The 22,347-nt window shown below is 65.2% G+C and carries 20 protein-coding genes; 13 read left to right on the top strand and 7 right to left on the bottom strand.

Annotated elements, in window-relative coordinates; translation table 11 throughout:
* Positions 1-3: 3 nt before the first annotated feature.
* Positions 4-2,325, bottom strand: coding sequence for a penicillin-binding protein 1B (mrcB, locus tag ACYUME_RS04000; protein ID WP_279887079.1), 2,322 nt, complete (start codon positions 2,323-2,325; stop codon positions 4-6).
* 117 nt (positions 2,326-2,442) lie between these two features.
* On the opposite strand from mrcB, the gene ACYUME_RS03995 reads away from it, so the two are divergent.
* From ACYUME_RS03995 to ACYUME_RS03985, 3 genes are all read left to right on the top strand, one after another.
* Positions 2,443-4,005 (top strand): bifunctional aminoglycoside phosphotransferase/ATP-binding protein, encoded by a 1,563-nt coding sequence (locus ACYUME_RS03995; protein ID WP_460418112.1) that lies wholly within the window; start codon positions 2,443-2,445, stop codon positions 4,003-4,005.
* Between the two features lie 100 nt (positions 4,006-4,105).
* Complete coding sequence (locus ACYUME_RS03990) at positions 4,106-4,459, top strand: pentapeptide repeat-containing protein (protein ID WP_460418111.1); 354 nt, start codon at positions 4,106-4,108, stop codon at positions 4,457-4,459.
* Between the two features lie 274 nt (positions 4,460-4,733).
* Entirely contained in the window at positions 4,734-5,012 is a 279-nt protein-coding gene (locus ACYUME_RS03985) for a TfoX/Sxy family protein (protein WP_279887084.1), read from the top strand.
* A gap of 172 nt (positions 5,013-5,184) precedes the next feature.
* Here ACYUME_RS03985 and ACYUME_RS03980 read toward each other — a convergent pair whose 3' ends face one another.
* From ACYUME_RS03980 to ACYUME_RS03965, 4 genes are read right to left on the bottom strand one after another with little or no spacing between them, the layout of a single operon-like run.
* Entirely contained in the window at positions 5,185-6,075 is an 891-nt protein-coding gene (locus ACYUME_RS03980; protein WP_460418110.1) for a ChaN family lipoprotein, read from the bottom strand.
* 10 nt (positions 6,076-6,085) lie between these two features.
* Positions 6,086-6,853: a heme ABC transporter ATP-binding protein gene (locus ACYUME_RS03975; RefSeq protein ID WP_279887088.1), complete on the bottom strand. Its 768-nt coding sequence runs from the start codon at positions 6,851-6,853 to the stop codon at positions 6,086-6,088.
* Positions 6,853-7,836, bottom strand: coding sequence for a FecCD family ABC transporter permease (locus tag ACYUME_RS03970; RefSeq protein WP_279887104.1), 984 nt, complete (start codon positions 7,834-7,836; stop codon positions 6,853-6,855). Before ACYUME_RS03970 ends, ACYUME_RS03975 begins: the two co-directional genes overlap by 1 nt.
* 50 nt (positions 7,837-7,886) lie before the next feature.
* Positions 7,887-8,771: a heme/hemin ABC transporter substrate-binding protein gene (locus ACYUME_RS03965; RefSeq protein ID WP_460418109.1), complete on the bottom strand. Its 885-nt coding sequence runs from the start codon at positions 8,769-8,771 to the stop codon at positions 7,887-7,889.
* Between the two features lie 161 nt (positions 8,772-8,932).
* Between ACYUME_RS03965 and ACYUME_RS03960 the strand changes: the two genes are divergently transcribed.
* Entirely contained in the window at positions 8,933-9,250 is a 318-nt protein-coding gene (locus ACYUME_RS03960) for a Rieske (2Fe-2S) protein (RefSeq protein ID WP_279887092.1), read from the top strand.
* On the opposite strand, the gene sfsA is transcribed toward ACYUME_RS03960, so the two are convergent.
* Positions 9,240-9,953 (bottom strand): DNA/RNA nuclease SfsA, encoded by a 714-nt coding sequence (sfsA, locus tag ACYUME_RS03955; RefSeq protein ID WP_460418108.1) that lies wholly within the window; start codon positions 9,951-9,953, stop codon positions 9,240-9,242. The two genes, ACYUME_RS03960 and sfsA, sit on opposite strands and share 11 nt — an antisense overlap.
* Before the next feature lie 2 nt (positions 9,954-9,955).
* On the bottom strand, positions 9,956-11,128 hold the full coding sequence (locus ACYUME_RS03950) for a pyridoxal phosphate-dependent aminotransferase (RefSeq protein ID WP_279887096.1): 1,173 nt from the start codon (positions 11,126-11,128) through the stop codon (positions 9,956-9,958).
* A 212-nt stretch (positions 11,129-11,340) separates the two neighbouring features.
* Between ACYUME_RS03950 and dksA the strand changes: the two genes are divergently transcribed.
* From dksA to panC, 9 genes are all read left to right on the top strand, one after another.
* Positions 11,341-11,784 carry an RNA polymerase-binding protein DksA gene (gene dksA, locus ACYUME_RS03945; RefSeq protein WP_279887097.1) on the top strand — a complete coding sequence of 148 codons (444 nt, stop codon included), beginning with the start codon at positions 11,341-11,343 and terminating at the stop codon, positions 11,782-11,784.
* A gap of 148 nt (positions 11,785-11,932) precedes the next feature.
* Entirely contained in the window at positions 11,933-12,817 is an 885-nt protein-coding gene (gene gluQRS, locus ACYUME_RS03940; RefSeq protein WP_460419284.1) for a tRNA glutamyl-Q(34) synthetase GluQRS, read from the top strand.
* A 301-nt stretch (positions 12,818-13,118) separates the two neighbouring features.
* The gene (locus ACYUME_RS03935; protein WP_003250005.1) at positions 13,119-13,295 is read left to right on the top strand and encodes a hypothetical protein; all 177 of its coding nucleotides are present in this window, start codon (positions 13,119-13,121) and stop codon (positions 13,293-13,295) included.
* Positions 13,279-16,254, top strand: coding sequence for a sensor histidine kinase (locus ACYUME_RS03930; RefSeq protein WP_279887101.1), 2,976 nt, complete (start codon positions 13,279-13,281; stop codon positions 16,252-16,254). The genes ACYUME_RS03935 and ACYUME_RS03930 overlap by 17 nt, the downstream gene beginning before the upstream one ends.
* 4 nt (positions 16,255-16,258) lie before the next feature.
* Positions 16,259-17,695 carry a sigma-54-dependent transcriptional regulator gene (locus tag ACYUME_RS03925; RefSeq protein WP_279911522.1) on the top strand — a complete coding sequence of 479 codons (1,437 nt, stop codon included), beginning with the start codon at positions 16,259-16,261 and terminating at the stop codon, positions 17,693-17,695.
* 758 nt (positions 17,696-18,453) lie between these two features.
* On the top strand, positions 18,454-19,848 hold the full coding sequence (locus tag ACYUME_RS03920; RefSeq protein ID WP_279888839.1) for a polynucleotide adenylyltransferase PcnB: 1,395 nt from the start codon (positions 18,454-18,456) through the stop codon (positions 19,846-19,848).
* Positions 19,849-19,850: 2 nt separating this feature from the next.
* Positions 19,851-20,330: a 2-amino-4-hydroxy-6-hydroxymethyldihydropteridine diphosphokinase gene (gene folK / locus ACYUME_RS03915; protein ID WP_460418107.1), complete on the top strand. Its 480-nt coding sequence runs from the start codon at positions 19,851-19,853 to the stop codon at positions 20,328-20,330.
* A 250-nt stretch (positions 20,331-20,580) separates the two neighbouring features.
* Complete coding sequence (panB, locus tag ACYUME_RS03910) at positions 20,581-21,381, top strand: 3-methyl-2-oxobutanoate hydroxymethyltransferase (RefSeq protein WP_279888837.1); 801 nt, start codon at positions 20,581-20,583, stop codon at positions 21,379-21,381.
* Entirely contained in the window at positions 21,378-22,241 is an 864-nt protein-coding gene (panC, locus tag ACYUME_RS03905; RefSeq protein WP_460418106.1) for a pantoate--beta-alanine ligase, read from the top strand. Before panB ends, panC begins: the two co-directional genes overlap by 4 nt.
* Positions 22,242-22,347 lie beyond the last annotated feature (106 nt).

Below are 22,347 nucleotides of genomic sequence, written 5' to 3'. Positions count from 1 at the left end.
TGCTCAATTCATCCAGCCCTTGACCCAGTCCATTACCGACTCGGCCGGGTTCTGCTCGCCACCACAGGTGGCGCCAGCGGCCGGTTCACTGCCGCGAATATACGGCATCTGCACCGCTCCCGGACAGCTGCCGTCGGAGCCCTGGCCGCTGTACGGATCTATCCAGGCCTGCACCACGTTGTCCGGCTGCGGCATGTCCAACGGCAGCGGGTCGGCCTTCTTCATGAAGCTGGTCCATACCTGCAGCGCGCCGGTGGCACCGGTGAACGGTGTCTTGCCGTTGTCGTCGCGGCCCAGCCAGACCACCGCCAGCAGGTCCTGGCTGAAACCGGAGAACCAGCTGTCACGGGAATCGTTGCTGGTACCGGTCTTGCCGGCCAGGGTCAGCGAGCCCGGCAATACGTTGTACACCGAACGGCCGGTGCCTTCGCGCATCACCCGCTGCATGGCGTTCTGCACCAGATAGATGGACCCCGGATCGAAGGTCTGCTGGATTTGGAACGGATAACGCTTGAGCGGCTCGCCCTCGGCGGTGAGCACGCTGCGAATGCCGCGCATCGGCGTGTTGAAGCCGCCGTTGGCGATGGTCTGGTACATGGTCGCCACCTGCATCGGCGACATGCCGCCAGCACCCAGCAGCATCGATGGGAACGCCGGCCAGTCGACCTGCACGCCCAGCCGACCGATGGTCTTGATCACATTGGGTACACCCACTTCCAGGCCAAGCTTGGCGGTCGACAGGTTGTAGGAGTTGGCCAGGCCCTGGTACAGGTAGATGGTGCCGTGCGGGCGGCGGTCGTAGTTCTGCGGACGCCACACCTGGCCGTCGGCGCCCTTGACCGAGAACGGCTCGTCCTGCATCCAGGTGGTCAGGGTGAACTTGCTCGGTTGCTCCAGCGCGGTCAGGTACACCGCAGGTTTGACCAGCGAGCCGATCGGGCGCACCGCATCGATGGCCCGGTTGAAGCCGGCGAAGCCCGACTGACGGCTGCCGATCAGCGCCTGCACCTCGCCGGTCTCGGGATTGGTGACGACCATCGCCGACTCGACTTCATCGGCGCCCTTGCGCCCGGCCAGACGCTTGAAGGTCTCGCTCATGGCGGTCTCGGCCTTCATCTGCAGGATCGGGTCGAAACTGGTGAAGATGCGCAGCCCCTCTTCGGTGAGGTCTTCGTCGCGGTAGTCCTGGCGCAACTGACGCTTGACCAGGTCGAGGAAGGCTGGGAACGAGCTGTCGGCCAGGCTGCCACGCTTGGTCACGCCCAGCGGCATCTTCTTCGCCGCATCGACCACCTCCTGGCTGACCACGCCCTGTTCGGCGAGCAGGTCGAGCACCAGGTTGCGGCGCTGCAAGGCGCGCTCGGGATAACGGCGCGGGTTGTAGTAGGACGGCCCCTTGACCATGCCCACCAGCAAGGCGATCTGGTGCAGCTTGAGTTCCTGCAGCGGCTGGCTGAAGAAGAACTGGCTGGCCAGGCCGAAGCCATGCACGGCGCGCTGGCCATCCTGGCCGACGAACACTTCGTTCAGATACGCCTCGAGGATCTCGCGCTTGTCGTAGTGCAGCTCGAGCAGCACGGCCATCATCGCTTCGGTCAGCTTGCGGCTGAGGCTGCGCTCGTTGGTCAGGAAGAAGTTCTTCACCAACTGCTGGGTCAAGGTGCTGCCGCCCTGGCGCATGGCGCCGGACGAGGTGTTGACCCACACAGCCCGGGCGATGGACTTGGGCGAAACGCCGAAGTGGCTGTAGAAGTCGCGGTCTTCGGTGGCGATCAGGGTTTCCAGCAGGTAAGGCGGCACCTGATCGATCTTGATCAGGATGCGGTCCTCGAGGTTCTTCGGATAGATGCCGCCAATCATCAACGGCTCCAGGCGCACCACATCGAGCTTGCCGCCGTTGGCCCCACTGAGACCGGCGACGTAATCGCCGGAGAAACGCACGCGCACGAACTGCGCTGGCTCCATCCCCTCATAGAACTGGAAGCCACGGGTATTGAGATCGACCGTGTTGCCGTTGACCGAGGCCGCGCCCGGGCCGTTGGCCGCGCTTTCGCGACGGTAGCCCAGCGCGTCGAGTTCGGTGAGGAAGTCGTTGCGGCTCAGCTTCTGGCCGACGAACAGCTCCAGCGGCCGGGCATACACCTTGGCCGGGATGGTCCAGCGCTTGCCGGAGAATTTCTCCTGGACGGTGGCGTCGAGGTAGATCGCGAAACCGGCGATCACCACCAGGCCGACCAGGCTGAGCTTGAGCGCCCAGCCCAGCCAGGCTCGTGCGCGGCCGGTCGGGCGTTTTTTCGGGGTACGGGAAGTTCGGGTACGAGTCATGGCGGCGGATTATACGCACTTTGCAAAAGGGAGGCAGGCGCCCCTGGGCGGTTTGCAGGGACGGCACCATTGACCATAATGTGCGATTCGAATTCCCTGACCCATGAAGGATGCTCCGTGAGCCAAGCCCTGATCAGCGCGCTGCAGAACCCCGCCCTCTATCCGCACCCGGTCGCGGGCTTCCAGCTCATCGAGACGCACATCTCCTGGGTCCTGCTCACCGGCGAGTTCGCCTACAAGATCAAGAAGCCGATGAATTTCGGCTTCCTCGACTTCACCGGACTGGATCAGCGCGAACACTTTTGTAACGAAGAGCTGCGCCTGAACCAGCGCCTGACCGAAGGCCTGTACCTGGAGGTGCTGCCGATCACCGGCAGCGTCGAGGCGCCACAGATCGGTGGCCAGGGCCCGGCCATCGAATACGCGCTGAAGATGCGCCAGTTCCCCCAGGGCCATATGCTCAGCACCCTGCAGGCCAACGGCGAGCTGAACGCCGGTCACATCGACCAGATGGCCCGGCAGATCGCCGAATTCCACCTGCAGGCGCCGAAAGTATCGGTCGAGCATCCGCTGGGCACTCCGGACGCGGTCATGGCGCCGGTGGAGCAGAACTTCGAGCAGATCCGCCCGTTCCTCACCGACAAGGCCGACCTGCAGCAGCTGGACAACCTGCAAGCCTGGGCCCAGGACAGCTTCAAGCGCCTGCACGACCTGCTCGAGGCGCGCAAGGCCAATGGTTTCATTCGTGAATGCCACGGCGACATTCACCTGGGCAACGCCACGCTGATCGACGGCAAGGTGGTGATCTTCGACTGCATCGAGTTCAACGAGCCGTTCCGCCTGACCGACGTCTACGCCGACATCGGCTTCCTGGCCATGGACCTCGAGGACCGCGGCCTGAAGTGCCTGTCGCGGCGCTTCATCAGCCAGTACCTGGAGCTGACCGGCGACTACGAGGGCCTGGAGCTGCTGAATTTCTACAAGGCCTACCGCGCCCTGGTACGCGCCAAGGTCGCCCTGTTCAGCCTGTCGCCCGACGCCGATGGCGTGCAGCGCGCCACTACCCTGCGCACCTACCGCAACTATGCCAACCTGGCCGAAAGCTACAGCGCCATCCCCTCGCGCCTGCTGGCCATCACCGAGGGTGTCTCGGCGGTGGGCAAGAGCCACGTGGCGATGCGCCTGGTCGAGGCCCTGGGCGCAGTGCGGGTGCGCTCGGACGTGGAGCGCAAGCGTCTGTTCGGCAAGCAGCAGGCAGCCGATGCCGGCCATCTGGAGGCCGGCATCTACGACAAGCAGGCCAGCATCGCCACCTACCAGCGCCTGCATGAGCTGGCGGCGATCATCCTGCGCGCCGGTTTCCCGGTAGTGCTCGACGCCACCTACCTCAAGCATGAGCAGCGCAAGGCGGCGGCGCATGTCGCCAGCGAAACCGGCGTGCCGTTCCTGATTCTCGATTGCCAGGCCCCCGACGCAGTGATCGCCAGCTGGCTGGCCCAGCGCCAGGCCGAAGCCATCGATCCCTCGGATGCCACCCTGGAAGTGGTCAAGGCCCAGCAAGCCAGCCGCGACCCGCTGGATGCCGAAGAGCTGGCGCAAAGCACCCGCGTCGACACCCAGGACGCCAACAACATGAACAAGGTGATCGAGCAGATTCGCCAACGCCTGCCCGGCCTTTGACCCGCCAGGCGTGAAGCAGTCGACAGTTCACGCCTGAAGTCCGGCGCCCCTCCAGTGATGGCATTACAATATCATCACACCCCACGGAGGAGGCGCCGTCATGAACCAACCCCGTCAACTGGACAACGTCCTGTACGCCCTGGTCCGCGACGAGAAGATCGCCGCCTTCAACCGTGAGAAGCCTGTGGATACCGCCATCGATTTTCGCGGCGGCGACTTTCGCGGCCTGGACCTGCGCGCCTTGGATGTGCGCGGCATCGATTTCACCGATGCCTACTTCCGCGCCGCCGACCTGCGCGGGCTGGATCTGCGGGACAACGGCCTGGAAGGCGCGAGCATCGCCCATGCGCAGATCTCCGGGACGTATTTCCCGGCCGAGCTGAGCGCCGACGAGATCCTGATGTCGGTGAAGTTCGGGACACGGATGCGTTATCGCAGCGCTCGCCAAGGGTAAGCGTCTGGCCTGCGCCAGGCTGTGCGCGCGAACGGTGTGGGACGGACATACGTGGGAGCGGGCTTGCCCCGCGACAGCGTCAGCCCATCGATCGCCATCGCCGGGCAAGCCCGCTCCCACGCCCCAACTCCTATAGGGTTCCATTGCGCGAAAGTACTGCATCCCGTCGCCGCCGATGGCAAAAGGCCGCGTTATTCACAACCCCCGCTACACTGCTCATTGACCTGCTCGCGATTTATCCACACGACCCGTTCAGCCATCGCAAGGAGGCTCGATGAACGATGAATTGCAGCATCTGAAAAACCTTGGCAAGACCTCCGCGCAGTGGCTGCACGCCGTCGGTATCCACAGTGCCTCGGACCTTCGCCGTCTGGGCGCCGTGGGCGCGTACCAGGCGGTGAGAACGCGAGGGTTCCGGGCTTCGAAGGTGTTGTTGTACGCCATTGAAGGCGCCCTGCTGGACATGCATTGGAACGATCTGCCGGCCGAACGCAAGCAAGCCTTGAACCAGCAGCTCGATGCGAAGTGCCCGACACAGAAGAACGAAAAATAAATTGGCGAAAGGCATTGACTGCGAAATGAGAATCGTTATGATTATCACAACTGGTCGCGAGACTGGTTGGGTAACCTGAAAGCTCCCTGGTTCGGACTCTCAGATTATCTCCTCATCAGGCTAATCACGGTTATTGACCCGGCATTTTGCCGGGTCTTTTTTTGCCTGCGATTCAGCGGCTTTCGCGCAGTTGGGCGCAGTAGTCCTGCGCAGGCAGCGCCGCGGTGTACCAGACGAAATCGGCCATGCCCACCTCGACCGGCTCCCCCACCTCCACCAAGAGCAGGACCTTGCTCTGCCCTTTGGCCCCCAGGTCAGCCAGATGCAACGGTACGCCCAAGTCCTTGCGCGCGTGATAGCTACCGGTGAACAACAGCCCAGGCTGCGGGGCCTCCAGCAGGCGCTCGGCGATCCGCCGGTCGCGCTGCTGCTGGACGGCGAGCATCGCCGGCAGTTGGCTCTGAGGCAACAGGTTGCAGTGACCAGCACGCACCTGCTCGAGCAGCGCCTCTTTTACCGCCTGGGCATTGGAACGCGGCCCGGGCGGGCTGACCGGCTGACGATAGGCTTGGCGGACTTCGCTCGGTGACAGATTGGCGGACAACAAGGGATACGGCCCGCCCAGGGCGGCACGGACGATCGGCCCATACAGCGTCCAGTCCCACCCCTCCTGCCAGTCCAGAGCCTTGGGCAGGTCCGCTGGCCATTGCGTGTTCTTCAGCGCATCCACCCGGGGCTGCTGCTCGGGCTGGAGCATTTCCAACAGCAGACTGCCCTGAGGCCGCTCGCTTGCCAGCGCCTCCAGCAGCCAGAGCTGCAGGGCATGGTGATCGGGATTGTCATGTTTCTCGCCCACCAGTACCCGCGGCGCATCGGCCAGGCGCAGGACCAGTTGTTCCGGGCTCAGGCGCTGTCCGCTGGCCAGGTCGACGATCTGTCCGAGTTGCGCGCTGTCGCGCCCCTCGCTGCTCTGCCAGGCCGGCAGTGGTGGCAGGCTGGCCCGGCAGGCGCCCAACGCCAGCGCCAGACAAACCGCAAGGGCGGACAGCAACGGATAGCGCATGGTCAGGCTCCTAGCGAGTGATGATCAGCGGATGGCCGCGCTCCGGATGCGGCTGTACCAGCACGTCGATACCGAACACGGCTTTCAGCGACACAGGGGTCAGGACCTGGTGCGGTGTGTCCAGCGCGTGGCAGCGTCCCTGCTCGAGCAGCAGGATCTGGTCACAGTAACGCGCGGCAAGATTCAGATCATGCAGGATCACCAGCACTGCCGCGCCCCGGTCGGCGAAACTGCGCACGGCCTGCAACGTGGTGTGCTGGTGCAACGGATCGAGGGCCGAGGTCGGTTCGTCCAGCAGCAGCGTGCTGCCCGCCTCGCCCGGCCACAGCTGGGCCAGCACCCGGGCCAGGTGCACACGCTGACGCTCGCCACCGGACAGCGCCAGGTAGCTGCGCTCGAGCAGGTGCAGCGCATCCGCCGCCTCCAGTGCCGCCCTGACGATCTCATGGTCACGCTGCCGCCCGCTGGCATGGGGCAGGCGCCCCATCCCGACCACTTCCTCGACCGTGAACGAGAAGCCGAGCGAGGACACCTGCGGCAGCACCGCCAGACGCCGTGCCCGTTCCTGGCCGGACCAGTCGCCCAGGGCGCGCCCATCCAGCCGCACCTGTCCGGCGCTGGCAGCCAGTTCGCCGCACAGTCCGCCCAGCAGGCTGCTCTTGCCCGCGCCGTTGGGGCCGAGTACGCCAAGGACCAGGCCAGGGCGCAGTTGCAGATGGATATCGTGCAACACCTGGGTGTTGCCACGCTTGAGCGACAGCCCCTCGACATCGAGCATCAGCTACGCCCTCGCACCAGCAGGAACAGGAAGAACGGCGCGCCGATGAACGCCGTGACGATACCGATCGGCAACTCCGCCGGCGCCAGGGCCAACCGTGCGATCAGGTCAGCGAACAGCAGCAGCGTGCCACCGGCCAGCAGCGATGCGGGCAGCAGGACACGATGGTCCGGCCCAGCCACCAGGCGCACCAGGTGCGGCACCACCAGGCCGATGAAGCCGATCAGGCCCGCAGCCGCGACCGCCGCGCCAACACCCAGTGCCGTGCAGAACACCAGCTCGCGCTTGAGCGCTTCTACCTCGATGCCCAGATGACGGGCCTCGGACTCGCCCAGCAACAGCGCATTGAGTGCCTGCGCCCGGCGCGGCAACCACAGGGCCACCGCGGCCGCCACCAGCAGCAGCGGCCACAGGCGCTCGTAGCTGGCGCCGTTGAGGCTGCCCAGGTTCCAGAAGGTCAGGGTGCGCAGGGTGGCGTCATCGGCCAGGTAGGTGAACAGGCCGACGGCGGAACCGCCCAGCGCGGTCATGGCGATGCCGGCGAGCAGCATGGTGGCGACGTTGGTCTGCCCATCCCGGCGCCCCAGGCGATACACCAGCGCGGTCACCCCCAGGCCACCGATGAAGGCGCACAGCGACAACAGGTACGGTGCGAACCATTCAGGGATGCCGCCCAGCCAGCTGCCACCGACAATAGCGACCGCCGCGCCGAGGGCCGCGCCGCTGGCGACACCGACCAGCCCCGGGTCGGCCAGAGGATTGCGGAACAACCCCTGCATCGCCACGCCGGACAGCGCCAGCACGGCCCCCACGGCGAGCCCCAGCAAGGTACGTGGCAGGCGGATCTGGCCAAGGATCATCTCGGCCTGCTCCAGGCCATCGCCGGAAACCGGCAGCCCGATCAGGCGCAGCCCGGCGCGCAGGGTGTCGAACAGTGGCAGGCTGACCGGGCCCAGCGCCAGCGACAGCCAGATCGCCAGCAAACACAGCAATACCAAGGCGCTGAACAAGGTACGTGGCTGAACCCGCTGCCTCATGGGTTGAGGCTGGCCTTGGCGGCAGGATAGAAGCTGGCGGCCAGCTCATGCAGGGTGGCGGGCAAGCGCGGGCCGAGGCCACCTACCAGCAGCGTCGGGTCGAGCGACAGCAGACGCTTGTCCCGCGCAGCGCGCGAGGCCGCCAACGCCGGGTTTTCCTTGAGCAATGCCTGCAAGGCTTGTTCGCCGCTGAGCGCGCGATCAGAGAACACCACCACATCCGGATTCAGCGCAGCCAGTGCTTCCACCGAAAAGTTCTTGTAGCCCTGATGATCGGCAAGATTGCGCCCGCCGGCCTGGCGCAGCACCCAATCACCGGAGGTGCCCTGCCCCGCGATCAGTGGCTTGGCGCCGGCATGGCCGACCAGCAGCAGCACGCCCGGCGCCTTCTGCCCGGCCTGGGCCTGCTTGATCCGCCCCTGCAAGCTGTCCAGTTGCTGCTTGTAGTCAGCTGCCAGCTCGCTGGCCTTTGCTTCATTGCCCAGCAGCAGGCCCAGGTGCTTCAGATTCTCGTCCACCGCATCGACCTCGGCCTTGCTGGAAAACAGCTCGACCCGCACCCCGGCCTTGCGGATCTGCGCCAGGACCGGCGGCGGGCCCATCTCCTCGGTGCCGACCAGTACATCCGGGCGCAGGCTGAGAATGCCCTCGGCCGACAACTGGCGCTGGTAGCCGATACTGGGCAGCGTCTTCAGCGATTCGGGGTGCTGGCTGGTGGTATCGACGCCGACCAGACGCTGCTCGCCGCCCAGGGCGCTGATCCACTCGCTCAAGGCACCACCGGCGCTGACCCAACGCTGCGGGAGTTCGGCGGCCAGGGCCTGGGTGGACAGGGCAATACCGGCGCACAGGGCGAGCAAGGCAGCGGGACGACGCATCATCGGATTCCTTTGCTGGAGGCGAGCCGCGCGCCTTGTGGCGGGCGGTGGAAGTGCGCACCATAGGCAGCCTGGCGCGGCGAATGCGAGCAATTTGATAATTATTCGCATTGAAGCGTCAAGCCATCCCTTTGTCACACGGCTTAACCGGAAACTCCGCTGCAATGCATTTTCTCTGTGCCTCCAACGACCTTGCCGAAGGCCACAGCCGCGCCTTCAGCGTAGCCGGCGTGCCGCTGTTCGGCGTGCGCCGCCAGGGCAAGGTCCACCTCTACCGCAACCGCTGCCCGCACCGGGGCATCCCGCTGAACTGGGCGGCGGACAGCTTTCTCGACGACAGTGCGAGCCTGATCCAGTGCGCCCATCACGGGGCCCAGTTCCTGATAGAAAGCGGCGAATGCATCACTGGCCCCTGCGCAGGCGAATGGCTGGAGGCCCTGGACTGCCGGGAAGACAGCCAGGGCATCTGGCTCACGGATTAAGCAGCACCGGCAACGGGCGGTCGATGACCAGTTGCCGCGCGTCCAGACGGGTGCCATAGGCCAGTACCTCGACCCCTTGCGCCACGGCGGCGCGCAGGGCCTGGGCATAGGCGGCGTCGATCTCCTCGGCAGGGCGCACGGCCTCGATGCCGGTCAGGTTCACGCAGTACAGCTGCACCGCGCGGATACCCTGGCGCGCCAGGCCCGCCAGTTCGCGCAGATGCTTGGCGCCACGCTGGGTGACGGCGTCCGGAAAGGCGGCCACGGGCGTATCCGGGTAGCCCAGGGTCACGCTCTTGACCTCGACATAGGCCTTGCCACCGTCGGCGAACTCCAGATAGAAGTCGATACGGCTGCGCTCCTCGCCATAGGCCACTTCACGCTTGAGCGTGGTGAAACCGGCCAGTTCGCTGATCATGCCAGCGCGCAATGCCTCCTCCACCACGGCGTTGGCGCGCCCGGTATTGACGCAGGCCAGCCGTCCCTGGGGCGTTTCGCTGATTTCCCAGGTGCCGGGCAACTTGCGCTTGGGGTCGTTGGAGCGACTGAACCACACCTGCCCGCCCTCGCGCATGCAGTTGAGCATGGAGCCGGTGTTCGGGCAGTGGATGGTGATCTGCTCGCCATTGGCCAGTTCGATGTCGGCCAGGAAGCGCTTGTAGCGGCGCAGCAGTCGCGCCTGTTCGAGTTCGGGGAAAAACATCGTCAGCCCTGCCAGGTCCGCAGGCCACGGGCAATGCGCTGCACCGCCTCCTCCAGGCGCGGCAGGCTCTGGGTGTAGGCGAAGCGCACATGGTGGCCGGCCTGGTGGCGACCGAAGTCCAGGCCAGGGGTGAAGGCCAGGTGCTCGGTTTCCAGGAAATGCCGGCAGAACGCGAAGGCATCGCCACCGAAGGCGCTGATATCGGCGTATAGATAGAAAGCACCTTGCGGCTCAACGGCGATGCCGAAACCCAACTCGCGCAGGGCCGGCAGCAGGTAGTCGCGGCGACGGGCGAACTCGGCGCGACGCGCCTCCAGGATCGCCAGGGTGTCTGGCTGGAAGCACGCCAGCGCGGCATGCTGGGCCATGCTCGGAGCACTGATATACAGGTTCTGCGCCAGCTTCTCCAGGTCAGCCACCGCCGACGGCGGGGCCACCAGCCAACCCAGGCGCCAGCCAGTCATGCCGAAATATTTGGAAAAACTGTTCAGGACGAAGGCCTGGTCGTCCACTTCCAGCACGCTCGGCGCGTCCATGCCGTAGGTCAGGCCATGATAGATCTCGTCCACCACCAGGTGACCGTGACGCTCGCGCGTGGCCCGGGACAGACTCGCCAGCTCGTCGCGGTCGAGGACCGTACCGGTGGGGTTGGCGGGCGACGCGACCAGCGCGCCGACGGTGTCCTTGTCCCAGTGGCGCTCGACCAGATCGGCGGTCAGTTGATAGTTGACGTCCGGCCCGACCGGCACCAGCTGCGCGCCGCCCTCGACCAGGCGCAGGAAATGACGGTTGCACGGATAGCCCGGATCGGCCAGCAGCCAGTGCTTGCCCGGATCGACCAGCAGGCTGCTGGCCAGCAGCAGCGCACCAGAGCCGCCCGGGGTGATGAGCACGCGCTCAGGGTCGAGATCCACACCATAGCGCTGGCCATAGAACCCGGCGATCGCCTCACGCAACTGCGGCAAGCCACGCGCCGCCGTGTAGCGGGTGTGGCCTGCGGCCAGGGCGGCCTGGCCAGCGGCGACGATCGGCGCGGCGGTGGTGAAGTCCGGCTCGCCGATCTCCAGATGGATCACATCGTGCCCGGCGGCCTGCAGCTCGTTGGCACGCGCCAGCAGGGCCATCACGTGGAAGGGTTCGATGGCGCGACTGCGCGCACTGTGTGGCTGAGCCATGGGCCTTCTCTCAATTGGGTCTAAACTGGTGATTCTACCTGTGCAAGCCAGCGAACGCGCCGCCCTGTTGGCTGTCAATAGCAGGCATAGGGCGGGGTAGCGCACCCCGGATCTATCTGGTAAGTTCGGCGGCTCGCAGTCGCAGGGCCGGCGGTCGCCGGTGATGGAAGCAGCCTGCGCATTGGATCAGATGAGTGAGAGGCGGTCTATTCATGTCCACCGTAGAAAAGCAAAAAGCCCAGACCATGTACGGTGTCGAGCCCTACGTCGAAAAGCAAGGTGAGGAGTACATGGGCGAGCCCATGAAGAAGCACTTCACCAAGCTCCTCGGTGCCTGGAAACAGGAACTGATGACCAGCGTGGACCGTACCGTGGATCACATGAAGGACGAAGCGGCCAACTTCCCCGACCCGGCCGACCGTGCCAGCCAGGAAGAAGAATTCGCCCTGGAGCTACGCAACCGTGATCGCGAGCGCAAGTTGATCAAGAAGATCGACAAGACCCTCGACAAGATCAAGGACGACGAATACGGCTGGTGCGACTCCTGCGGCATCGAGATCGGCCTGCGTCGCCTGGAAGCCCGTCCCACCGCTGACCTGTGCTTCGACTGCAAGGAAATCGCGGAGAAAAAGGAAAAGACGGTCGGCAAAGGCTGATCCCAGACCCTCGGAGACGGGGCGTATTGGTGGTGGGAGCGGGCTTGCCCCGCGATGAAGTCGTCGGGTTCACCGGCGCCATCGCGGGGCAAGCCCGCTCCCACCACCGGTACGCCCCGTCTTCATTTATATAGCTGTGCAATCCATGATCGACTCCCGCTACATCGGCCGCTTCGCCCCCACCCCCAGTGGCTTTCTGCATTTCGGTTCGCTGGTGGCCGCCCTCGCCTCCTGGCTCGACGCTCGCGCCGTGAACGGCCGCTGGCTGCTGCGCATGGAAGACACCGACCCGCCCCGGGAGATGCCCGGTGCCCGTGACGCGATCCTGCAGACCCTGGAACGCTACGGGCTGGAGTGGGATGGCGAGGTGGTGTTCCAGAGCCAGCGCCATGCAGCCTATGCGGCCGTTGTCGATCGCCTGTTCAACATGGGCCTGGCCTACGCCTGCACCTGCTCGCGCAAGCAGCTCGAAGGCTACGACGGCATCTACCCGGGCTTTTGCCGCGATGCCGGGCATGCGCGCGAAGGCGCGGCGATCCGCCTGCGGGTGCCAGAGCTGATCTACCGCTTCACCGACCGCGTCCAGGGCGAGTTCGAGCAACACCTGGGGCGTGACGTCGGCGACTTCGTCATCCAGCGCCGTGACGGGCTCTACGCCTATCAACTGGCCGTGGTGTTGGACGACGCGTGGCAGGGCGTGACCGATATCGTGCGAGGAGCCGACCTCCTGAACAACACGCCGCGCCAGCTGTACTTGCAGGAGCTGCTGGGCTTCACGCAGCCGCGTTACCTGCACATTCCGCTGATCGTGCAGCCGGACGGACACAAGCTGGGCAAGTCGTACCGTTCGCCGCCGCTGGAGGCGGACCAGGCCACGCCGTTGCTGTTGCGAGCCCTGCGGGCATTGGGGCAGCAGACCGATCCAGCACTGGCGGGGGCCAGCCCAACTGAAGTGCTTGCGGTGGCGCGGCAGCAATGGCGGCCGGAGCATATTGCCCGGCAGATGACGGTGCCCGAGGCTGAATTGCATTAGTGCCCTGGTCCGACCGGCCAATGCGATCCTTGTAGGAGCGGCCTTGTGTCGCGATGGGCTGCAAAGCAGCCCCGGCAATATCTGCGGCAACGCTGAAAACCTGGGGCCGCTACGCGCCCCATCGCGACACAAGGCCGCTCCTACAGAAACCGCGCAAAACAGAAAGCCGAGCGTTTCACCAAAATCAAAAGCCCAACAAATTCAACCTCTTGGCGAACCCCACCGATTCCCGCTAGCATCGCCGCCATCATTTGCGCCAATAATAAGTCCAAACCCGCAGCGCCCAACCCTCGAGGCCAGCATGTACATCTATCGTTTGGTCCTGCTTCTGGTCGTGGGGATCTACCTGTTCTCCCCGGCCATCATGGACTGGTGGATCGAACCGACCGGAGCCTGGTACCGCCCGTACCTGCTCTGGCTGATCCTGATCGTCGTCACCTTCATCCTGCAGAGCCAACGAGATGCCGATGAGCTTTAGCCTGACCCAGATGATCCTGATCAGCGCCGCCTACCTGCTGGTGCTGTTCGGCGTGGCCTGGATCAGCGAGCGTGGGCTGATCCCGCGCTCGGTCATTCGCCACCCACTGACCTACACCCTGTCGCTGGGCGTCTATGCCAGTGCCTGGGCCTTCTACGGCTCGGTCGGGCTGGCCTACCAGTACGGCTACGGGTTCCTCGCCTGCTACCTGGGCGTGTCCGGCGCCTTCCTGCTGGCACCGGTACTGCTCTACCCGATTCTCAAGATCACCCGTACCTACCAGCTATCCTCGCTGGCCGACCTGCTGGCGTTTCGCTTTCGCAGTACCTGGGCCGGCGCGCTGACCACGGTGATCATGCTGATCGGCGTGCTGCCGCTGCTGGCCCTGCAGATCCAGGCGGTGGCCGACTCCATCAGCATCCTCACCGGAGAGCCGGTCAAGGCGCGGGTGGCCTTCGCGTTCTGCGCGCTGATCATCCTCTTCACCATCTTCTTCGGCTCGCGCCATATCGCCACCCGCGAGAAGCACGAGGGGCTGGTGTTCGCCATCGCCTTCGAGTCGGTGATCAAGCTGGTGGCGCTGGGCGGTATCGGCCTGTACGCGCTGTACGGCGTGTTCGGTGGTCCCCACGGGCTGGAAGTCTGGCTGCTGCAGAACCAGACCGCCCTCGCGGCGCTGCACACGCCACTGCAGGAAGGCCCGTGGCGCACCCTGCTGCTGGTGTTCTTCGCCTCGGCGATCGTCATGCCGCACATGTACCACATGGCTTTCACCGAGAACCTCAGCCCGCGCTCGCTGGTCAGCGCCAGCTGGGGCCTGCCACTGTTCCTGCTGCTGATGAGCCTGGCGGTGCCGCTGGTGCTGTGGGCCGGCCTGCGCCTGGGCGCCAGCACCAACCCCGAGTACTTCACCCTGGGCCTGGGGATCGCCGCCGACAACGAGGCCCTGGCACTGCTGGCCTACGTCGGCGGCCTGTCGGCCGCCAGCGGGTTGATCATCGTCACCACCCTGGCGCTGTCGGGCATGGCCCTGAACCATCTGGTGCTGCCGCTCTACCAGCCTCCGGCCGAAGGCAACATCTACCGCTGGCTGAAATGGACCCGCCGCGCGCTGATCGTCGCCATCATCACCGCCGGCTTCGTCTTCTACCTCACGCAGAGCAATCACCAGAGCCTGGCCAACCTCGGCATCGTCGCCTTCGTCGCCACGCTGCAGTTCCTGCCGGGCGTGCTCTCGGTGCTGTACTGGCCGACCGCCAATCGCCGCGGTTTCATCGCCGGCCTGCTGGCCGGGACGCTGGTGTGGATGGTGACCATGCTGCTGCCGCTGCTGGGCAACGTGCAGGGCTTCTACATCCCGCTGCTGAACATGATCTACGTGCTGGACGACACCAGCTGGCACATGGCTGCCATCGCTTCGCTGGCCGCCAACGTCCTGCTGTTCACCCTGATCTCGCTGTTCACCAACGCCAGCAGCGAAGAGGTCAGCGCCGCCGAGGCCTGTGCGGTGGACAACGTGCGTCGCCCGCAACGCCGTGAACTGCATGCCGCCTCGCCCCAGGAGTTCGCCACCCAGCTGGCCAAGCCGCTGGGCGCCAAGGCCGCGCAGAAAGAGGTCGAACAGGCCCTGCGCGATCTCTACCTGCCCTTCGACGAGCGCCGGCCCTATGCCCTGCGCCGCCTGCGCGACCGCATCGAGGCCAACCTCTCCGGCCTGATGGGCCCGAGCGTCGCGCAGGACATGGTCGAGACCTTCCTGCCGTACAAGTCGGGCAACGAGAACTACGTCACCGAGGACATCCACTTCATCGAAAGCCGCCTCGAGGACTACCACTCACGCCTGACCGGCCTGGCCGCCGAGCTCGACGCCCTGCGCCGCTACCACCGCCAGACCCTGCAGGAACTGCCCATGGGCGTCTGCTCGCTGGCCAAGGACCAGGAAATCCTGATGTGGAACAAGGCGATGGAAGAACTCACCGGCATCGCCGCCAAGCATGTGGTCGGCTCGCGCCTGGTGACCATCGCCGAGCCCTGGCGCGGCCTGCTGCAGGGTTTCATCAACGTGCCCGACGAGCACCTGCACAAGCAGCGCCTGGCCTTGGACGGCCAGCCACGCTGGTTGAACCTGCACAAGGCGGCCATCGACGAGCCGCTGGCGCCAGGCAACAGCGGCCTGGTGCTGCTGGTGGAGGATCTCACCGAGACCCAGGCCCTGGAAGACAAGCTGGTGCACTCCGAACGCCTGGCCAGCATCGGCCGCCTGGCCGCCGGCGTGGCCCACGAGATCGGCAACCCGATCACCGGCATCGCCTGCCTTGCGCAAAACCTGCGTGAAGAGCGCGAGGGCGACGGCGAGATCATCGAACTGTCCAGCCAGATCCTCGAACAGACCAAGCGTGTGTCGCGCATCGTCCAGTCGCTGATGAGCTTCGCCCATGCCGGCGGCAGCCAGCAGAACAGCGAAGAACCGGTGTGCCTGGCGGAAGTCGCGCAGGACGCCATTGGTCTGCTGGCGTTGAACCGGCGCAATTTCGAAGTACAGTTCTTCAACCTCTGCGACCCGGAGCATTGGGCCGAGGGCGATCCCCAGCGCCTGGCCCAGGTGCTGATCAACCTGCTCTCCAACGCCCGCGACGCATCAAAGCCCGGCAGCGCCGTGCGGGTGCGCAGCGAAGTGAACGAACACACCGTCGACCTGATCGTCGAGGACGAAGGCAGCGGCATCCCGAAAAGCATCATGGACCGCCTCTTCGAACCCTTCTTCACCACCAAGGACCCGGGCGAAGGCACTGGACTGGGGCTCGCTCTGGTCTATTCCATCGTGGAAGAGCATTATGGGCAAATCACCATCGACAGCCCGGCCGACATCGAGCGCCAACGTGGTACCCGGATCCGCGTGACCCTGCCCCGGCATGTCGTAGCGACGTCCCCTGAAATTCGAGACCGTCGAGAGAATTGAATCAATGCCGCACATTCTGATCGTCGAAGACGAAACCATCATCCGTTCGGCCTTGCGCCGCCTGCTCGAACGAAACCAGTACCAGGTCAGCGAAGCCGGCTCGGTGCAGGAAGCCCAGGAACGCTTCAGCATTGCCACCTTCGACCTGATCGTCAGCGACCTGCGCCTGCCAGGCGCCCCGGGCACCGAGCTGATCAAGCTCGGCCAGGGCACGCCGGTGCTGATCATGACCAGTTACGCCAGCCTGCGCTCGGCGGTCGACTCGATGAAGATGGGCGCGGTGGACTACATCGCCAAGCCGTTCGATCACGACGAGATGCTGCAGGCCGTCGCCCGCATCCTGCGCGACCGGCAGAACGCCCCCGCCCCGGCACCTGCCGCCGAAGCACGGCCCGGCAGCGGCAAGGCCAATGGTGAAAAGGCCAGCGCGCCCGCCAATGGCGAGATCGGCATCATCGGCTCCTGCGCGCCGATGCAGGACCTGTACGTGAAGATCCGCAAGGTCGCGCCAACCGACTCCAACGTACTGATTCAGGGTGAATCGGGCACCGGCAAGGAGCTGGTCGCCCGCGCCCTGCACAACCTTTCGCGTCGGGCCAAGGCGCCGATGATCTCGGTGAACTGCGCGGCGATTCCGGAAACCCTGATCGAGTCCGAGCTGTTCGGCCACGAGAAGGGGGCGTTCACCGGTGCCAGCGCCGGTCGCGCGGGCTTGGTGGAAGCGGCCGATGGCGGCACCCTGTTCCTCGACGAAATCGGCGAGCTGCCGCTGGAGGCGCAGGCGCGCCTGCTGCGCGTGTTGCAGGAAGGCGAGATCCGCCGGGTCGGCTCGGTGCAGTCGCAAAAGGTCGACGTGCGCCTGATCGCCGCGACCCACCGTGACCTGAAGAACCTGGCCAAGGCCGGCCAGTTCCGTGAAGACCTTTATTACCGCCTGCATGTGATCGCCCTGAAACTGCCGGCCCTGCGCGAGCGCGGCAGCGACGTCAACGAGATCGCCAATGCCTTCCTCGCCCGCCAGAGCGCGCGCATCGACCGCGACGACCTGCATTTCTCCCATGAAGCCGAGCAGGCCATTCGTCACTACAGTTGGCCGGGTAACGTGCGCGAACTGGAAAACGCCGTGGAGCGTGCAGTGATTCTCAGCGAGAGCGCGGAAATCTCCGCCGACCTGCTGGGCATCGACATCGAGCTGAGCGACCTGGACGACGACGTGCTCGACAACCTGCCGGCACTGGCCAGCGCCAACAACGCCAGCCACGAACCGACCGAGGACCTGTCGCTGGAGGACTACTTCCAGCACTTCGTGCTCGAGCACCAGGACCACATGACCGAGACCGAGCTGGCCCGCAAGCTGGGCGTAAGCCGTAAATGCCTGTGGGAACGCCGCCAGCGCCTGGGCATTCCGCGGCGCAAGAGCAACGCCACCAGCGACAACTGATACAGCTTCATGCCTATCGCGGGGCAAGCCCGCTCCCACATGGTTCGTGGGAGCGGGCTTGCCCCGCGATGCTTTTGGGGCGCGCGCGGTAACCGCTCAGTTCCCGTAAAAATCTGTTACCCAAGCTGTCAGCCGTAACAGCCACCGAGGCGTACGGTAACGAAATTTCTACATTTGCCCGCCTCCCGCTCCTGCCAGAATCGCCGAAAGCCCCGATTTCACTGGGTTTTCAAAAGTTGGCACGGCATCTGCTATATCTCTGGTACAAGAACAATAACAAGCACTGCAACTCAAAATAAGAACAAGACGAAACGGCTCACGCATAACAAGAACAAGACGGCGGAGACGCAGCTAACTGATTCTTTTGGAGAGGAGTTGTGTTTGGGGCTTGCCCCACGATCAGACAGAGAACAACAAAAACTGCACTCAAAAGCAGCACCTGAACTGATTGGATCGAAAGATCAGCATCATCTCGGCGACCAAAGCAATCCGTTTGCTCTTTACCCTCGGTGTGAGGGTCGTCCACAAGCTTTTAGATTTGTGGACAGGGCGCTCAACAAAAACAAGAAGCCCAGCAGAAAAACAATAAGAGCACGCAACGACTTGATGGGGAGCTTCGGCTCCCCATGTCGTTTCTCCCGCTTCGACACCGCTTGACACACCGCCTACACCATTCCCCCAGTAAATGCTAGAATCCCCGCCCATCATGCGGCCATTCTCCTATCCTTGGCCGATCATTCCTTCAAACAGTGCATCCCATGCTGAAGAAGCTGTTCCAGTCGTTCCGCCCGCCCGTTCGTGGCCAGCACCACAGGCGCACCACGCCTGAAGTGATCAACAAGAGCCAGCACTCGCTGCAACGCAGCCAGTTCAGCCGCCATGCGGTGAGCATCGTCGAGCGCCTGCAGGCGGCCGGTTACCAGGCCTACCTGGTCGGTGGCTGCGTGCGCGACCTGCTGCTGGGCATCACCCCCAAGGACTTCGACGTCGCCACCAGCGCCACGCCCGAACAGGTGCGCGCCGAGTTCCGCAATGCCCGCATCATTGGCCGGCGCTTCAAGCTGGTACACGTGCATTTCGGCCGTGACATCATCGAAGTCGCCACCTTCCGCGCACCGCATTCGGACGAGGACCAGGCCGACAGCCACCGCTCGTCGCACAATGCCAGCGGCCGCATCCTGCGTGACAACGTGTACGGCACCCTGGAAGAAGACGCGCAACGTCGCGATTTCACCATCAACGCCCTGTACTATGACCCGGTCAGCGAGCGCGTCCTCGACTACGCCAACGGCGTCCACGACATCCGCAACCGCTTGCTGCGCCTGATCGGCGATCCGACCCATCGCTACCAGGAAGACCCGGTGCGCATGCTGCGCGCCGTGCGCTTCGCCGCCAAGCTCGACTTCGGTATCGAAAAGCACACCGTGCAGCCGATCCGAGAGCTGGCGCCCATGCTGCGCGACATCCCGCCCGCGCGCCTGTTCGAGGAAAGCCTCAAGCTGTTCCTCAACGGCCAGGGTGCGATCGCCTTTGAAATGCTGGTCGACCTGGAACTGTTCGAGCCTCTGTTCCCGGCCAGCAGCCATGCCCTCGAAGAACGCCCGACCTATACCCATACCCTGATCAGCCAGGCGCTGGCCAACACCGACCTGCGCGTCAGGCAGGGCAAGCCGGTGACCCCGGCCTTCCTGTTCGCCGCCCTGCTCTGGCCGGCCTTGCCAGGCCGTGCGCTGTACCTGCAGAGCCAGGGTGTGCCGCCGATCCCGGCCATGAACGGCGCGGCCCACGACCTGATCGCCGAACAGTGCGCACGCATTGCGATCCCCAAGCGTTTCACCCTGCCGATCCGCGAGATCTGGGACATGCAGGAGCGCCTGCCACGGCGCAGCGGCAAGCGTGCCGACATGCTGCTGGACAACCCGCGCTTCCGCGCCGGCTACGATTTCCTGCTGCTGCGTGAGAGCGCCGGCGAGCAGACCGACGGCCTGGGCGAATGGTGGACCGACTACCAGGACGCCAACGACAGCCAGCGCCGCGACATGATCCGCGAGCTGGGCAACCGCGATGACGGTGCCAGCACCGCTGCCGGCCCGCGCAAGCGCAAGCGCAGTGGCAGCAAGCGCAAGCGTGACGACGAGCAGGCCTGGGACTGAACGTGAGCATCCGTGCGTTCATCGGCCTGGGCAGCAACCTGGATGAGCCCGCCGAACAGCTGCGCAGCGCCCTGCAGGCCCTGGACCTGATCGCCGACACCCGCCTGACGGCGGCATCGGCGCTCTACACCAGCGACTCGCTGCTGCCCGGCCAGCCGCGCTACACCAACGCCGTGGCGGCCATCGACACGGCGCTGGCACCACTGGAGCTGCTCGACGCCCTGCAAGCCATCGAGAACGACCAGGGCCGTGTGCGCAAGGAGCGCTGGGGGCCACGCACCCTCGACCTCGACGTGCTGCTATTCGGTGACAGGGTCATCGACGAGCCACGCCTGACGGTGCCGCACTATCACATGCACGCCCGCCCGTTCGTGCTCTACCCGCTCGCCGAGCTGGTGCCCGCCGACTTCCATCTCGCCGATGGCCGCCCCCTGGCACAGTTGCTCCAGGACTGCCCGTTCGTCGGCCTGGAACGCCTGTAGTCCGGGTGTTGCAGACGGCGGTAACGCCAGTAACACCCACGCCGTAACATTGCGGTAACACAGCTGGTTGACTTCCCCCACCTCGCTCACGACTATAGGCGTCCCGCGGCGCCACTATGCCGCAATCACCCATTTAGGCTCGGACGGACCTGTGCCCGAACATCACGCCCGATGATGTGCCGCTCCGAAAGATGAATACACGCGTTGTACGCAGTTGTTTTTCACAGCGCCTGAACGAGGATTCCCCTACATGCCTGAAGTAACCCTGACCACCCTGCACGGCCTGAAGGCCAAGGGCGAGAAAATTACCATGCTGACCTGCTACGACGCGACCTTCGCCAAGGTCGCCAGCCAGGCCGGCGTGGAAGTGCTGCTGGTGGGCGACTCCCTGGGAATGGTCCTGCAGGGCCATGACAGCACGCTGCCCGTCACCAACAACGACATGGCCTACCACACTGCCTGCGTCAAACGTGGCAACGAAGGGGCGCTGATCCTCGCCGACCTGCCCTTCATGGCCCACGCCACCCCCGAGCAGGCCTTCACCAACGCCGCCCAGCTGATGCGTGCCGGCGCCCACATGCTCAAGATCGAAGGCGCCGCCTGGCTGGCCGAAACCATCCGCCTGCTGGCCGAGCGTGGCGTGCCGGTGTGCGCGCACATGGGCCTGACGCCACAGACCGTCAACGTGCTGGGCGGCTACAAGGTCCAGGGCCGCCAGGAAGCCCAGGCGCGGCAGATGCGCGCCGATGCCATTGCCCTGGAGCAGGCCGGCGCGGCCATGCTGCTGCTCGAATGCGTGCCCAGCGAACTGGCCGCGGAAATCACCCAGGCCGTGAGCATCCCGGTCATCGGTATCGGCGCCGGCAGCGCCACCGACGGCCAGGTACTGGTCCTGCACGATATGCTCGGGCTGTCGCTCAGCGGCCGCGTGCCGAAGTTCGTGAAGAACTTCATGGCCGGCCAGCCGGACATCCAGAGCGCCCTGGCCGCCTATGTCCGTGCGGTCAAGGAAGTCAGCTTCCCTGGCAGCGAACATGGGTTCAGCGCATGAATACCGTCAAGACCGTCCGTGAACTGCATGCCGCCGTGGCCCGCGCCCGTGGCGAAGGCAAGCGCATCGCCTTCGTACCGACCATGGGCAACCTGCACAGCGGCCACGCCGCCCTGGTGACCAAGGCCGCCCAGCGTGCCGACTTCGTGGTCGCCAGCATCTTCGTCAACCCGCTGCAGTTCGGCGCCGGCGAAGACCTCGACAAGTACCCGCGCACCCTTGCCGCCGACCAGGAGAAACTGCTCCAGGCCGGCTGCCACCTGCTGTTCGCCCCCACCGTCGAGGAAATGTACCCCGATGGCATGAGCGTACAGACCCGCGTGAGCGTGCCGCAGCTGTCCGAAGGCTTGTGCGGCGCCAGCCGCCCCGGACACTTCGAAGGCGTGGCGACGGTGGTCAGCAAGCTGTTCAACATGGTCCAGCCTGATCTGGCCGTGTTCGGCGAAAAGGACTTCCAGCAACTGGCGGTGATCCGCGCCATGGTCCGCGACCTGAACATGCCGATCCAGATCCTCGGCGAGCCGACCGTGCGCGCCGAAGACGGCCTGGCGCTGTCGTCGCGCAACGGCTACCTGACGCCGGAGCAGCGGGCCGCCGCCCCCGAGCTGTACCGTGTGCTGAGCGGCATGGCCGAGGCCATCCGCCGTGGCCAGCGGGACTTCCCCGCACTGATCGCCGATGGCCAGGTTCGGTTGGAAGCGGCCGGGCTGCGAAAGGATTACCTGGAAGTACGCCATGCCCTGACGCTGCGCCCGGCGATGATCGACGATCGTGACCTGGTGGTGATCGCGGCAGCCTACCTGGGTAACACCCGATTGATCGACAACGTCTACCTGCACCTGGAAGAGCAGAGCGCCTGAGGCCGACGCATGGGGGCGGCGAGGCGTCGCCCCCAACGCGAACCCCAGGTATCGGATCGGTGACAATTTTTAATCCGCGCCGCTCGCCTTCCCCATTCCCGCCTTG

This window comes from Pseudomonas sp. microsymbiont 2 (genome assembly GCF_054788395.1).
Note: the sequence above shows the minus strand (reverse complement) of the source record. Positions and strands in the feature narration are given on the sequence as shown.

Bases quoted from the DNA above. Each gene is read 5' to 3' on its own strand.
- mrcB (WP_279887079.1), bottom strand. From the start codon at position 2,325: ATGACTCGTACCCGAACTTCCCGTACCCCGAAAAAACGCCCGACCGGC.
- ACYUME_RS03990 (WP_460418111.1), top strand. From the start codon at position 4,106: ATGAACCAACCCCGTCAACTGGACAACGTCCTGTACGCCCTGGTCCGC.
- ACYUME_RS03985 (WP_279887084.1), top strand. From the start codon at position 4,734: ATGAACGATGAATTGCAGCATCTGAAAAACCTTGGCAAGACCTCCGCG.
- ACYUME_RS03980 (WP_460418110.1), bottom strand. From the start codon at position 6,075: ATGCGCTATCCGTTGCTGTCCGCCCTTGCGGTTTGTCTGGCGCTGGCG.
- ACYUME_RS03975 (WP_279887088.1), bottom strand. From the start codon at position 6,853: ATGCTCGATGTCGAGGGGCTGTCGCTCAAGCGTGGCAACACCCAGGTG.
- ACYUME_RS03965 (WP_460418109.1), bottom strand. From the start codon at position 8,771: ATGATGCGTCGTCCCGCTGCCTTGCTCGCCCTGTGCGCCGGTATTGCC.
- ACYUME_RS03960 (WP_279887092.1), top strand. From the start codon at position 8,933: ATGCATTTTCTCTGTGCCTCCAACGACCTTGCCGAAGGCCACAGCCGC.
- sfsA (WP_460418108.1), bottom strand. From the start codon at position 9,953: ATGTTTTTCCCCGAACTCGAACAGGCGCGACTGCTGCGCCGCTACAAG.
- ACYUME_RS03950 (WP_279887096.1), bottom strand. From the start codon at position 11,128: ATGGCTCAGCCACACAGTGCGCGCAGTCGCGCCATCGAACCCTTCCAC.
- dksA (WP_279887097.1), top strand. From the start codon at position 11,341: ATGTCCACCGTAGAAAAGCAAAAAGCCCAGACCATGTACGGTGTCGAG.
- ACYUME_RS03935 (WP_003250005.1), top strand. From the start codon at position 13,119: ATGTACATCTATCGTTTGGTCCTGCTTCTGGTCGTGGGGATCTACCTG.
- ACYUME_RS03930 (WP_279887101.1), top strand. From the start codon at position 13,279: ATGCCGATGAGCTTTAGCCTGACCCAGATGATCCTGATCAGCGCCGCC.
- ACYUME_RS03925 (WP_279911522.1), top strand. From the start codon at position 16,259: ATGCCGCACATTCTGATCGTCGAAGACGAAACCATCATCCGTTCGGCC.
- ACYUME_RS03920 (WP_279888839.1), top strand. From the start codon at position 18,454: ATGCTGAAGAAGCTGTTCCAGTCGTTCCGCCCGCCCGTTCGTGGCCAG.
- panB (WP_279888837.1), top strand. From the start codon at position 20,581: ATGCCTGAAGTAACCCTGACCACCCTGCACGGCCTGAAGGCCAAGGGC.
- panC (WP_460418106.1), top strand. From the start codon at position 21,378: ATGAATACCGTCAAGACCGTCCGTGAACTGCATGCCGCCGTGGCCCGC.